Below are 14,070 nucleotides of genomic sequence, written 5' to 3'. Positions count from 1 at the left end.
CTTATGTTAAATATTCGACACATAGTAGGTGCAGTCCTTCTTTTTTGTAACGGATTAATAAAAATAATCAATGAAAGCAAAGATTTTTATGAACTCGAAAAAGGAGTATATGAACTCTGCCAACAAGTTTGTAACCAGATTTTCATATGGGCACTGGAGCAAATGGATACACGTTTGATGAATGAACGCGACCGTGAAACCCGGGAAGTAATAGGATTCAGGGAAAAAGATGCTATAAGCACCTTTGGCGAATTTACATATAGTAGAAGACGCCTTTACAGAAACAAAAAGACAGGTGAGACCAGGTTTTTGTTGGATGATCTATTGGGTCGGCCAATAAGGGCAAAGATAACTCCAAGGTTAAGAGAGATAGCAGTGAAATTGAATACGGAGATGTCCTTCAGGCGCGTTGCCGAAACTTTAAGCCAACTATTTTCCAATATCAGTACAATGACGATCTGGAAAATCGTTAAGGATTTAGGAGAAACTTTAAAACAAGAGAGTGAAGAAAAGAGAAGTACTTATTTTTTTAAAGTTCGTTTTGGCTCATTTTCGCCCATTTTAAATCATTACAGGAATGCTCTTATTTCCTATAAATTATTTACGTATGTATAAAAATAAAAGATAGAGCATACACAGTATTCTGTGTAGCCTATCTATTATCATAGTTTAGTTAATCGCCACCCAATTTTATCAATTATTTCAATCTTCATAACGTTTTATGTTTTATTTTATTTCGTACTATATAAATTAAGGAAACAGCAACAATAACGCCAAAAGATAATGCAATATATATTATTTCATTGTTATTTTTAATATTTACCGTTTTGTTATCATTTTTACTGACATTGGCGACACCACCACCGGTGGGCAACTCTTCGCCCCTTAAGACTTTTTCCATAAGAGGAGCAAATATTGCTTGAAATTGGTCTCTTGTGTACACTTTTAATAGTTCTGTGCCGAAACCTTTTTCCAAGGGTATAAAATATTCCTTGTTATCAGATAATGTATACAAAAAGTCATAACCCCGATTTAGATTTACAAGCATATATTTATCAACGGTCTCTATTCCTAAACTTTTGAGCAATTCAACAACTTTTTCTGGCTGACTTACAATATAGCTGATTTCTGGGTCCATATAACAGGGATACAATGTAACCTCCCAGACTCCATTCTCTTTTTTAAGCTGAACAGATGAAACAGGCGTATTATTTTTCTTGGTTAAAACAGGAACTTCATAATAATAAGGTGCATTTTGCAAAATATCTATAACTTTTTCTCCGTTAATAAAGCCTTCAAAACACGCCCTATTATTATCAAGAGTGGGCGAGGGAAAATCAACAACTTTATATGGTTGGCCAAGTATTAAGTCCTCTTCTGAACTTACATCTGTGTTTTGTATCACCTTAAAGTCTTTTTTAAATTTAATCAAATATTTTAAAGGTTGCATTCCACTCTTTAATAGACTATCCTTAACGACATTTTTTTCTTCAACATTACCGTCAAATTTTTCAATGACTTCTTTCATAGGTACATTAGCGGCATATGTGGTACTGATGCTAAGAGAAAATGCCATTAACACCGTTAAAATTAAACACATTATTTTTTTCATAATTAACACCCCTAAGAAAATATTAAGCTGTCAGACCACATTGAAACAAATTGTTTATATGATTCCATGTGAGAACCATCAGCAGGATCATTATAACCAACTTGATCCTCTGTTATTTCTGTTCCAGGCTTTGGTCCGTCAATATAATATCTTAATACAACAGCATGTTTACCAATGTCAAGTTGTAACCGTGCCAATATGGGAGCATTATTATTAAATTGATATTTAATTGCTGTTTCGCTACATACTCCATACGTTAGATATTTTGCCGGTTTTACTGGAGAATCTTTTACACCGAATTGTATACCCTTAATTATATCATCCCAGCCATCTGCATATGCTGGATACGTTCCTTTAACATAGTTGCAAATGTCCACTGTCCTATCTTTTACATCATCGTGATAATGTGCAGCTATCATGGAATCACAGACTGCCCAACAAACAATTTCATAATCCGACATACCAAACCCACCTTTTACCTATCTAATTGCCTTATTTAAATTTTAGTAAATTCTTCAAAACTATAATATTACTTTTTGAAAACATTTTCAAAGTTCGTATTTACCTAAATTTATTTGTTTTTCCTTAATTTATTTGTTTTTCTAAATATTGCTCGCATTTTCTCGCTTTATCTCCATTTTTCTCCTGTTTTTGTTTAAAATAGTTTTATCTCCATTTAAATTGCTTTCTATCTTAATTCACTTCGTTAGTTTCAATCTATGTTTTATATATCAAACCTTTTACGGTTTCTTCATGAAGAAATGGAAAGATGATACTTGAAATCGTTTTTATATGTATGTATAATTTAAGTTAAACAACCAAGTTTTTTGCCAGATAACTTAAATAATTTAATTAAAGAAAGAAGGGATGTCTATAAATTTTTTTGATTTAAGCAATGCGGTGATTTTGTGTCCGGGGGAAATGAGCCGCAGGAATCAAAAAGCCATAGATTTGTTGATAGATGAAATAAAAAAACGCACCGGTCTGAAAATGCAGCTTGTGAAATCCATGCCTTCAGAAGGGCTGCCGATCATAGAAATAAAGAAGGTTGATTCAAACCAATTGCATTCAGAACAAATCTTACCAGAAGGCTATTCTATTCAAATAAACAGAGATCAAGGCTGTATGCCGCGTGTTATCATCACAGGAAATGACGAAAGAGGGTTGCTGTTCGGCATAGGGGGTTTCCTTAGAAAGTTGCATATGACAGGAGGGAAAATAGAAGTCGATGCAGATCTGGATATAGTAACAGCACCACGCTATCCTTTGAGAGGGCATCAGTTGGGTTACAGGCCTAAAACCAATTCCTATGACGCATGGACCCCTGAATTTTTTGAGCAATATGTGCGCGACCTTATAGTCTTTGGAACCAATGCTATTGAGATATTGCCACCACGGACTGATGACGAAGATACAAGTCCTCACATGAAAGTGCCGAAATTGGAGATGATGTCCTTTCTTTCAGAAATGCTTGATTCCTATGGATTGGACGTATGGATTTGGTATCCTGCTATGGCATCAGATTATTCAGATTCTCGAATTGTGGAGAAAGAACTGGGTGAATGGGAGGAGATATTTAAAAATTGCAGACGAGTAGATGCAGTTTTTGTGCCTGGCGGAGATCCAGGCGATACCCCTCCGCACGTGCTATTTCCCTTCCTAGCTAAAGTATCAGAGAGATTACATAAACATCATCCATCTGCTCAAATATGGGTTTCTCCACAAGGATTTAGCGCTGAATGGCTTGATGAATTTTACAACATCCTGCGCAAAGAAAGTCCGGAATGGCTATATGGCGTTGTTTATGGGCCATGGATTCGCACTACTCTGCCAGAGTTGAGAGCAAAGGTCCCCTTAAAGTACCCCATACGACATTATCCTGATATAACCCATACCATAAGCTGTCAGTATCCTGTGCCACAATGGGATTATGCCTATGCGGTGACGCTGGGACGAGAACCTATAAACCCCAGACCCGTAGATGAATCCAAGATATTCAAGGCCTCATGTAAGTACACCATAGGGTTTATAACGTATTCTGAAGGCTGCAACGATGACGTAAATAAAATAGTATGGAGCTCATTGGGGTGGAATCCGGATGCTAAACTTATAGATATTTTAAGAGAATACAGCCGTTATTTTATAAGCGAGCGCTTTGGCGATTCGCTGGCCCATGGAATAATGGCATTGGAAGAAAACTGGAGAGGGCCGGTTATTGCGAAGAGTTCAATATACACGACTTTGATGCAATTTCAGGCGATGGAAAAAGAAGCGGGTGAAGAGCTTACTAAGAATTGGAGATTTCAGCAATTGCTTTATCGTGCATATTACGATGCTTATGTGCGGCGGCGATTGATATACGAGACAGAACTGGAAGAAGAGGCTATGGACAGGTTAAGAGAAGCTGAGAAAACAGGAGCTGAAAAAGCTATATCTGAGGCAGAAGCGATATTAAACCAGGCAGAGGAGAAAAAAGTTGGGGTGGATTGGAGGCAGAGGATTGAAGAGCTGGCAGCAGAGCTTTTCAAAAGTTGTGGGATGCAGTTGAGCGTAGAAAAATATGGCGCCATAGGAGAAGAAAGAGGGGCTACACTGGATACCGTGGATAGGGCTATTAATAATCGGCAGTACCTTAAAAATGCCTTAAAGAAATTGAAGCCCTTGGGAGATAAAGAAAAATTGGAAGGCATAAAGAAGATTTTACATTATGCCAATCCAGGACCTGGAGGATTTTATGATGATCTGGGCAATTTTATGAATGAATCGCACCTGGTCAGAAAATTCAATTATGAGGATGATCCATATTATCTCAAATCGCCGTTAGATGCTTTTTTGATAACTGAAGGCATGCCGATTTCGTGGCAGAGAATGGCTGAAACCCGTTATGGGGCGCCTCTTGAGCTGCATTATAGCGATCTGGACCCGGATGCTCGATATAGTCTTAAGATTATCTACTATGGGAGATATAAGGCTACGGTTTTTCTGACGGCCAATGGAGGCATACCAGTGCATGGGCCCATAGATATAGGTATGGCGCCCAAAGAAATTGCAGTGGATATACCTGAGGAGGCCACGAGTTCAGGAGAATTGACACTTGCGTGGAATTTAGTATCAGGTCGGGGCATACAGGTTGCTGACGTATGGTTGATAAAAAAATAATTGTGTTTTTAAACACAGATTATTGGAGGGGTGGTTACTGTGAAGGAGAGGATTATGTTAAATAAAATCGAACAAATAAAAGGTTACATGTATAAAAAAGCTATAGTATTAGATGAATGGCAGACAAGGGAAGGTATATACATCCAGCCTGGCCAGTATAAAGTCGAGGATGAAGAGTGGAAGACCATTAAGATAGGCGAAGAGTGGGTAGCAAAAGATGATACTACAAGGTGGTTTAAGAAGACGGTAGTGATTCCTCAAGATTTTGATGGGCAAAAGGTTGTGCTGGACATAGAGGTAGGCGGAGAGGGTCTTGTATATATAAATGGGGAGATAAGACAGGGTATAGTAACATATGTCCAGCCAAGGGATGAGAAACGCAGTCGCGTCTTGATAGCTGAAAAGGCTAAAGGTGGTGATACCTTAGAGATCCTGATAGAAGCCGGCCTAAATTATGGGGAATATGCCGGGTACAGGGCTCGGGGTATACCTTTTATGAAGTATACATTTAGAAAAGCGCTTTTGGCTGTTGTGGATCCTTTGGTGGAAAAATATTATTTTGATGCCAGGGTTACATACGACGCACTGGAGGTATTAAGAGGGAGCATATATAGTATGTGGTTGCCCAGAGAAGTGGTGCAGGCCCTGTCACTTTTAAGAAAAGATGATGTGCTTAGCTTGAAGGTTCTCGATGCCCTGGAGAGTTCGCTGGCAGCGGTAGACATAGATTTTGACAGAGAAAGGCTTGTATCCACATTGGAAGAAGCAGATAAGATCCTCATGGATAAATTAAATGCCATCCATTATATTCCTGAAGCGACAGTGCTTCTGGTAGGACATTCCCATATAGATACAGCGTGGCTGTGGCCATTAAAGGAAACAGTCAGGAAGTGCGCCAGAACATTTTCCAATACCGTCGCATTGATGGATGAATATCCTGAACATCACTTTGTCCAGAGCCAGCCCCAGCTTTATGAATATACAAAAGAGTATTATCCTGAGCTGTATAAGAAGATAAAAGAAAAAGTGGCAGAAGGCCGGTGGGAATTGATAGGCAACATGTGGGTGGAGTCAGACACCAACGTGCCATCAGGAGAATCGCTGGTAAGGCAGATACTATATGGCCGAAAGTTCTTCCAGAACGAATTTGGAAGGTTTTCCAGGATCCTATGGATGCCGGATGTATTTGGTTACAGCTGGGCATTACCTCAGATTATAAAGCGCTCAGGCATGGAATATTTTATGACGAGTAAGTTGCTAAATAACGATACAAATAAATTCCCTTATACATTATTCTGGTGGCAGGGCATTGATGGTACCAGGATACTGGCGTATTTGCAGCAGGTTTCATATAACGGCAATATAAATCCTAGGTACATAAATGACGCCTGGGCGAGATTCAATGAAAAAGCCAGCTTTAATGAGGCAATGGGCACTTACGGATTTGGCGATGGCGGCGGTGGTCCCACATATGAGATGATGGAATACAGCCGAAGGCTCAAGAATTTCCCTGGTCTTCCCAGGACAGAGATATCCAGTGCCGAAAAGTTTTTTGATGATGCCAGGGAAAGGGCTGTGGATTTACCGGTATGGAATAATGAGATGTACTATGAATTTCATAGGGGTACCTATACGAGCCAGGCTAAAAACAAAAAGAACAACAGAAAAAGCGAATTTTTATACAGGGATGCAGAAATCCTTTCATCATTGGCATTGCAGTACGGAAAGAGTTATCCTGCCAAGGAGATTGAATACGGTTGGAAGAAGATACTTTTAAATCAATTCCATGATATCCTACCAGGGTCATCGATACATCAGGTGTATGAACAGTGCGCTGAAGACTATCGCGAGATACTTGAGAAAGGCAGCAGGATAGAAAAAGATGCTCTTATGGCTGTGGTAGACAATATCAATACCAGCGGATGTAAGGGTATACCGCTAATTGTATTCAATTCCCTGTCATGGAATAGAACCGATGTAGTAAAAGCGATTTTAGAGGGTGACGTAGTAAAACAGCTATCACAAAGAAATGATCTGGTATTGGTAGACGAAAAAGGTAAAGAGGTTGCCTTTGAGTTGGATGGGTTGGGAGATGAAAAAGCGGCTATTATATTTGAGGCCGTTGATGTGCCCTCAATGGGATATAAAGTATATGAGCTAAAGGCTGAAGCCAAGACAAAGGAAGATGATTCATTAAATAGAGAGACAGCTATAAAGGTATCAAAGAATGCCCTGGAAAACAGATTTTTTGAAATTCAGCTGGATGATGATGGGAACATAAGGAGCATATACGATAAAACGGCCAAAAGGCAGGTATTGTCGCCGGGCGGTAGAGGCAATGTCTTGCAGATCTTTGAGGATAAACCTGAGAGGGAGAGTGCCTGGAATATTGATCTGGAGTACCAGAAAAAATCCTGGGAAGTCAACAATGTAGTATCTGTGGATGTCGTGTGTTCAGGTCCTGCAAGAGGTGTGTTGAGAATCGCTAAAAAATTCAGCAGCTCCACCATCACCCAGGACATCGTGATCTACAATACTATACCTCGCATTGATTTTGAGACAAAGGTAGACTGGCAGGAGACAGAAAAAATGCTGAAAGCGGCTTTTGATGTGGATGTGCTGTCACCAGAGGCCACCTATGAGATAGCTTATGGCAATATAAAGAGGCCCACCCATTGGAACACCAGCTGGGATAAGGCTCGATTTGAGGTTCCGGCTCATAAGTGGGCGGATCTATCCGAAGGAGGATATGGTGTCAGCATACTCAACGACTGCAAGTATGGATATGATATTAAGGATAATGTTATGCGTATAACGCTTTTGAGGGCTCCAGTATATCCTGATCCTGTTGCCGATAAAGGGTATCATGAGTTTGTGTACTCTCTTTACCCGCACCAGGGCGATTGGAGACAGGGAGATGTGGTCCATAGAGGGTATGAATTGAATGTACCATTGAAGGCCGTTATAGCTCGCAGCACAAAAGAAGGACTGTTGCCTGGAAGCTACTCCTTCTTGAATCTGGATAAGCAAAATGTAGTTATAGAGGTTTTAAAGAGGGCAGAGGATGGCAATGGGCTGATACTCCGCGTTTACGAATCCCAGGGGATAAGGGGCGATGTCACCATAACATGCAGTATACCGTTTAAAAAGATAGTAGAGTGTAATCTTATGGAAGAGGACGAACGGGACGTAGATGCTTGTGAAAATTCCTTTACATTTTACATTAAGCCCTATGAGATAAAGACATTCAGGATTTTATAAAGAATTTTATAACGACAGGAGAAACTTAATAAAAATGAGTGAAAAAAGGATTTTAAGAGGCGATATATGATGAAGGTTCAGGATCTGTATTTTAAGGTTTTCCCTAAGGTTGTTAGAGCTGACAAAGAGGCGATCATTAACATCAAACCCCTTTACGATCATGTTAGATTCAATGAAAATTCCACCTATGAGGTAGTTTATTTTCCTGTTGATAATAGATCTGTTTACTCGCAGGGAGAAAAGACAATAGTAAAGCCTGAAGATGGAATTATAAGTGTAAAGCGCCTCTTTGAAGGCGAACAGGAGCACATATTGTATTTATATGAAGTTGTGGGAGATAAGCCCCGGCTTGTTGCGGATTTCAGGATATACTCACTGAGAGAAGATTTATTTGAGCTGAAGCCCTACAAAGGAGATATGCACATTCATTCTAATTTTTCAGATGGCAAAGAAGATCCTGCACTGGTAGCAGCTGCGTGCAGAAAGATAGGCTTAGATTTCATGGCTGTAACGGACCATGGGAAGTATGCGCCTTCAATAAAAGCGCAAGAAGCCTTTGAGAATGTCGATATAGACCTCAAGATATATAGAGGCGAAGAAGTACACCCTCCTCAAAATCCAGTGCATATGATTAATTTTGGAGGTTGCTTCAGCGTCAATGACCTTTTTAAAGAAGATGTTTATATGAAGGAAGTAAAGGAAATAGAAAAAGCTCTGGTAGGTTTTCAAAATGATGAGACCAGGTACCAGTACGCTTCTTGTAAATGGTGTTTTGATAAGATAAGGGAAGGGGGCGGTCTGGGGATATTCTGTCATCCTTATTGGCTGGTCAGCGGTGGATATAATGAATCTACCGCTATAACGCACCGGCTTATGGAAGATCAGCCTTATGATGCGCTGGAGTTATTGGGTGGCTATTTTAAGCATGAGATGGAGTCAAATGTGCTGCAGTTAGCCTTATACAGTGAATACAGATCAAAGGGTAAGGACATACCTATTGTGGGTGTTAGTGATGCCCATGGCTGTTTTACCGGTTACTTATTTGGCTGGTATTATACGATAGTTCTGGCAAAGGATTCTTCATTAAATAGCCTCATAGAAGGCATAAAGGGATTAAACAGTGTGGCTGTTGAAGAGGTAAAAGATGAAACGCCCAGGATATATGGGCCGTTAAGATTGGTAAAATACGCGTACTTTTTGTTTAGAGAAGTGCTGCCACTACATGATGCCATGTGTGAACAGGAAGGCTCCCTTATGATGAGGTATCTGGAAGGAGACGAAAAGGCAGCTGAAATGCTTAAGAATCTAAAAGGGCAAACAGAGAAGCTTTATACTGAGTTGTGGTCCTTTTAACCACGCATATAGGGCATATCGGGATTGAGCCGATATGCCCTATGTAGTTAGGTATTTATATGTAATTTTATAAAGTGCCGTCTTTTAAGAATTTTTTAGTAAAGCTCTTGCGGTGAAGATATGTTATTCCATATTGTTTAATAGCCTCTATATGTGCTTTGGTGCCATATCCCTTGTTGTTCTTAAATCCATATTGAGGAAAGTCCTTATCATATTCCACCATGAGCCTGTCTCTGTACACCTTTGCTATTATTGATGCTGCAGCTATTGATACGCTCTTTTGATCTCCCTTTATAATGGGAATCTGGGGTATGGATATATCAAGTTTTATGGCATCAGTAAGGATGATGTCGGGTTTTACACGCAGGTTTTCTATGGCCATTATCATAGCCTTCTTTGTAGCGTTTAGTATATTTATTTCGTCTATTACATCCTGATGTACTATACCGATTCCTATATCCAGCGCATGCTTTTGTATTTCCAGGGACAGTTGCTCTCTTTTAGATGGAGACAATTTTTTTGAATCGTTTAGACCTTCTATATAAAGTTTATGGGGCAAAACAACACATGCTGCGACCACAGGACCAGCTAATGGACCTCTGCCAACTTCGTCTACCCCTCCTATAATTTGATATCCGCTATTTCTAGCCTGTGTTTCATAATACATCATGGCATCAAGCCTGTCCTTTTCTTCTGCTTTCAAAAAAATCACCCTCTCATCAATTGCATTCGACAAAATTTCTTTAAATCCTTCTGAATTCCACACTAAAATCCTGCTGTATTAATGGTATAATAGAAGTCGAACTTTTAATATAAAGGTGATTTTAATGGGAGATGAAAAATACATTCTTTTATTGAATTTATGTAAAGGAGTAGGTCCAAGGCGTTTTTTTGCTTTGATGGATCACTTTAAAACAGCTCAGAATGTTTTTAATGCTTCTTACAGTGAATTACTTGAGGTACCTGGAATAACTGATGAAATATGTAATAATATAATTAGAAACAGGGATTATGACATCGACTTTTACATTAAAAGGATGAATTTAAAGGGAATAAATTATGTCACATTCTATAGCGATGATTATCCGGAGCTTTTAAAAAATATATTTGATCCGCCACCGGTTTTGTTCTATATAGGGGATATTTCTATTCAGGGTATTACTATTGCAGTAGTTGGTTCTAGAAAGCCTTCATATTATGGAATAAAAGCAGCGAATAAGATCGCAGGGGATCTGGCGGCTTCAGGTGTAATCATAGTGAGTGGTATGGCAAGAGGGATAGACAGCACTGCGCAGTGGGCGGCGGTGAATGCAGACGGGAAAACCATTGCTGTTTTAGGCTGTGGTGTTGATGTGATATATCCACCAGAAAACAGGGGACTGTATGAAAAGATTATAAAAACAGGGTTGGTGATATCTGAATATCCCCCTGGAACTCAACCTATAGCAGGATATTTTCCGCAGAGGAATAGGATTATAAGTGGCATTTCTAGAGGTGTGCTGGTAATTGAGGCAGGAGAGAAAAGCGGCTCGCTGATAACCGTGCAGATGGCTTTGGAGCAGGGGAGAGATGTGTTTGCTGTCCCGGGCAATATCTTTAGTGCTATGAGCGTCGGATGTAATAGACTGATAAAAGACGGAGCAAAGCTTGTAGCGTCAGCGCAGGATGTAATGGAGGAGTACCAGTGTTATGATGAGATAGACGGCAGTTTTGATGACAAAAATAAAAGTGAAAATGACTTGACCGCTGATGAGAGAAAAATTTATGATGTGATAAGGTCTCTGCAGGCAATGAATATAGATGAACTGGCAGCTGTAGTAGATATGCCTGTAGAGAAAATAAATTCGATTTTAACCATTTTAGAATTAAAGGGGAGAATAAGGAGATTACCCGGTAAAAATTTCGAAACATTATAGTTTGGATTTTAATTATTCTTTTGATATAATATACACTTGTATTGATCGAGGTGGTATTATGAATAAAACACTGGTAATAGTTGAATCACCGGCTAAAGCTAAGACCATAAGTAAGTATTTAGGCAGAAATTACAAAGTGGCAGCATCTATGGGCCATGTAAGGGATTTGCCCAAGAGCAAAATGGGTATAGACATAGAAAATGATTTTGAACCCACATATATAACTATAAGGGGAAAGGGAGAAATAATCGACAAATTAAAAAAGGAAGCAAAGGCTGCTGACAAGGTATATCTGGCAACAGATCCTGATAGAGAGGGCGAAGCCATTTCATGGCATCTGGCTCAGATTTTAAATATCAATCCAGAGGATCCCTGCAGGATTGAGTTCAATGAAATTACCAAAAACACTGTTAGGAATGCCGTGAAAAACCCCAGAGCTATAAACCATGACCTGGTAAATGCTCAGCAGGCACGGAGGGTACTTGACCGATTGGTGGGCTATCTTATAAGTCCGCTGTTGTGGGAAAACGTCAAATACGGGTTAAGCGCAGGAAGGGTTCAGTCGGTAGCGGTTCGCATAATATGCGACAGGGAAAACGAAATAAAAGAATTTAAACCCGAAGAGTATTGGACTATAACAAATGTGTTGAGCAACGGTGCGAAGGTTTTTGAAGCCAAATTTTATGGGACGGATTCAGAGAAAATCGATCTTAAGAACCAGGAACAGGTAAATGAGATAATAGAAGAGCTAAAGAATGCCCAGTATGTTGTGACAAATGTAAAACGTGGAGAAAAAAAGCGCAACCCGGCACCTCCTTTTACAACCAGTACGCTACAGCAGGAAGCGTCCAGAAAGTATGGCTTTACGGCTAAAAAGACGATGTTACTGGCCCAGCAGCTTTATGAAGGCGTTGAGATTCAGGGAGAAGGATCTGTCGGGCTGATAACCTATATAAGAACCGACTCCACCAGATTATCGGATGACGCTAAAAACGAAGCTTATAAGTTTATACAGGAACAATACGGCAGTGATTATGCGGGGGAGTATAAGGTCAAGGTCAAAACTTCTGGGAAAATACAGGATGCCCATGAAGCTATAAGGCCTACGTCGGTTTTAAGGAAGCCTGAAGATGTTAAATCGTCGTTGAGCAGAGATCAGTACAGACTGTATAAGCTCATATGGGATAGATTCGTGGCCAGTCAGATGGCACCAGCGGTATACGATACGCTTACTGTGGACATAAAAGCAGGCAAGTACCTGTTCAGAGCGTCAGGATCCACCATAAGATTTCCTGGCTTTATGCACGTGTATTTAGAGAGCACAGAGGATGCGCCAGAGGAAGATAACAGCATGATACCGGAGCTCAAAGAGGGAGATATTTTAAAGCTTATAGAAATAAGACCGCAGCAACATTTCACACAGCCACCCCCGAGGTATACAGAAGCTTCCCTGATCAAAACGCTGGAGGAAAAAGGCATTGGCAGGCCCAGTACTTATGCTCCTATCATTTCCACCATACAGGAAAGAGGGTACGTGGTCAAAGAGGGCAAGGTGCTTGTACCTACAGAATTGGGCTATATAGTTAATGACATAATGCTTAAATATTTTAAAGATATCGTAGATATCGGTTTTACGGCCGATATGGAAAGCAAACTTGACGCTGTAGAAAGCGGTCAGATCCAGTGGAAGGATATAATCAGAGAGTTTTATGAGCGTTTCAGTCAGGAGCTCAATGATGCTAAAGAAAAAATGGGTTCATATACTATACAGGATGAGGAGACCGATATAAAATGCGAGTTATGCGGAAGAAATATGGTGATAAAACACGGCAGATATGGAAAGTTTTTAGCCTGTCCAGGATATCCGGAATGTAAAAATACTAAACCTTTCTATGAAGAAGCAGGCGTTGCATGTCCTGAATGTGGTGGAAGAGTGCTTATTAAGAAAACCAGGAGAGGCAGGACGTACTATGGGTGTGAGAACAACCCTACCTGTGGCTTTATGACATGGGATAGACCTACGGGTGAGAGGTGCCCCAAGTGTGGTGGCATTCTGGTTGAAAAAGAGTTAAAAGGCGAGAAAATGATAAGGTGCAGCAACAAAAACTGTGATTACCAGGGAGATATCAAATAATAAGAAAATAAAAAAGATTTTATAAATATTGCAAATTGTGCTGATTTGTGTTAATATTTATGTTGTTTGAAATCAAGGGGGTGTGATTTTGATAAAAGCTACGACGATTGTCGCGGTTAAAAAGGGCGATAGCGTTGCTATGGCAGGTGACGGCCAGGTTACTTTTGGTGAGAATACCATATTAAAACATACAGCTAAAAAGATAAGAAAAATATATCATGGCAAGATATTGGTGGGGTTTGCGGGATCTGTTGCCGATGCTTTTACCCTTTATGATATGTTTGAAGAAAAGCTTGATAAAGCTGATGGCAATTTAAGAAAAGCTGCGGTTGAACTGGCATCTGAATGGAGATCTGATAGGGTGTTGAGAAAATTGGAAGCCCTCTTGCTGACGGCCGATAAAGAGCAAATACTTTTAATATCCGGCAGCGGCGAAGTTATACAGCCTGATCACGACGTCATTGCTATAGGTTCGGGAGGCAATTACGCTTTTGCCGCGGCAAAGGCGTTGATTGAGAATACGGATTTATCGGCGAGAGATATAGCAGTAAAAGCCATGGAGATAGCGGCAGCAATATGTGTATATACCAATAACAACATCAGCGTGGAAGAGCTTTAAAGCTTGAAAGGGGGAC

General features: G+C 40.0%; 9 protein-coding genes and 1 pseudogene. 7 read left to right on the top strand and 3 right to left on the bottom strand.

The features are described 5' to 3' along the window. Positions 1–3: 3 nt before the first annotated feature. Positions 4–528: pseudogene (locus tag BUB87_RS05285) on the top strand (UPF0236 family transposase-like protein); the annotation flags it as partial. Between the two features lie 181 nt (positions 529–709). On the opposite strand, the gene BUB87_RS05280 reads toward BUB87_RS05285, so the two are convergent. Both BUB87_RS05280 and BUB87_RS05275 read right to left on the bottom strand, forming a co-directional pair. Further along, positions 710–1,612, bottom strand: coding sequence for a hypothetical protein (locus BUB87_RS05280; protein WP_073342422.1), 903 nt, complete (start codon positions 1,610–1,612; stop codon positions 710–712). An 11-nt stretch (positions 1,613–1,623) separates the two neighbouring features. After that, a complete protein-coding gene (locus tag BUB87_RS05275; RefSeq protein ID WP_073342420.1) occupies positions 1,624–2,073 on the bottom strand; it encodes a papain-like cysteine protease family protein in 450 nt (149 codons plus the stop codon). A gap of 460 nt (positions 2,074–2,533) precedes the next feature. Here BUB87_RS05275 and BUB87_RS05270 point away from each other — a divergent pair, with 460 nt between their 5' ends. From BUB87_RS05270 to BUB87_RS05260, 3 genes are all read left to right on the top strand, one after another. Beyond that, complete coding sequence (locus BUB87_RS05270) at positions 2,534–4,771, top strand: beta-N-acetylhexosaminidase family protein (RefSeq protein WP_143156620.1); 2,238 nt, start codon at positions 2,534–2,536, stop codon at positions 4,769–4,771. 39 nt (positions 4,772–4,810) lie between these two features. Continuing rightward, positions 4,811–8,032, top strand: a complete 3,222-nt coding sequence (locus BUB87_RS05265; RefSeq protein WP_143156619.1) for an alpha-mannosidase — start codon at positions 4,811–4,813, stop codon at positions 8,030–8,032. 66 nt (positions 8,033–8,098) lie between these two features. Further along, positions 8,099–9,385 (top strand): PHP domain-containing protein, encoded by a 1,287-nt coding sequence (locus BUB87_RS05260; RefSeq protein ID WP_073342412.1) that lies wholly within the window; start codon positions 8,099–8,101, stop codon positions 9,383–9,385. 67 nt (positions 9,386–9,452) lie between these two features. Here the strand turns inward: BUB87_RS05260 and BUB87_RS05255 are convergent, their stop codons facing one another. Next, positions 9,453–10,097: a ribonuclease HII gene (locus BUB87_RS05255; protein WP_407641825.1), complete on the bottom strand. Its 645-nt coding sequence runs from the start codon at positions 10,095–10,097 to the stop codon at positions 9,453–9,455. A 115-nt stretch (positions 10,098–10,212) separates the two neighbouring features. On the opposite strand from BUB87_RS05255, the gene dprA reads away from it, so the two are divergent. The 3 genes from dprA to hslV all read left to right on the top strand — a co-directional run bounded on the left by dprA (position 10,213) and on the right by hslV (position 14,054). Further along, positions 10,213–11,301, top strand: coding sequence for a DNA-processing protein DprA (gene dprA / locus BUB87_RS05250; RefSeq protein WP_073342407.1), 1,089 nt, complete (start codon positions 10,213–10,215; stop codon positions 11,299–11,301). Positions 11,302–11,359: 58 nt separating this feature from the next. Then, positions 11,360–13,435, top strand: coding sequence for a type I DNA topoisomerase (gene topA, locus BUB87_RS05245; RefSeq protein ID WP_073342404.1), 2,076 nt, complete (start codon positions 11,360–11,362; stop codon positions 13,433–13,435). Positions 13,436–13,523: 88 nt separating this feature from the next. Further along, entirely contained in the window at positions 13,524–14,054 is a 531-nt protein-coding gene (hslV, locus tag BUB87_RS05240; RefSeq protein ID WP_073342402.1) for an ATP-dependent protease subunit HslV, read from the top strand. Positions 14,055–14,070: the final 16 nt, after the last annotated feature.

Origin of the sequence: Caldanaerobius fijiensis DSM 17918, assembly GCF_900129075.1 — a bacterium.
Taxonomy (GTDB): Bacteria; Bacillota; Thermoanaerobacteria; order Thermoanaerobacterales; family Caldanaerobiaceae; genus Caldanaerobius; species Caldanaerobius fijiensis.
The sequence above is the reverse complement of the archived record's forward strand: the minus strand, read 5'-3'. Positions and strand labels throughout refer to the sequence as shown.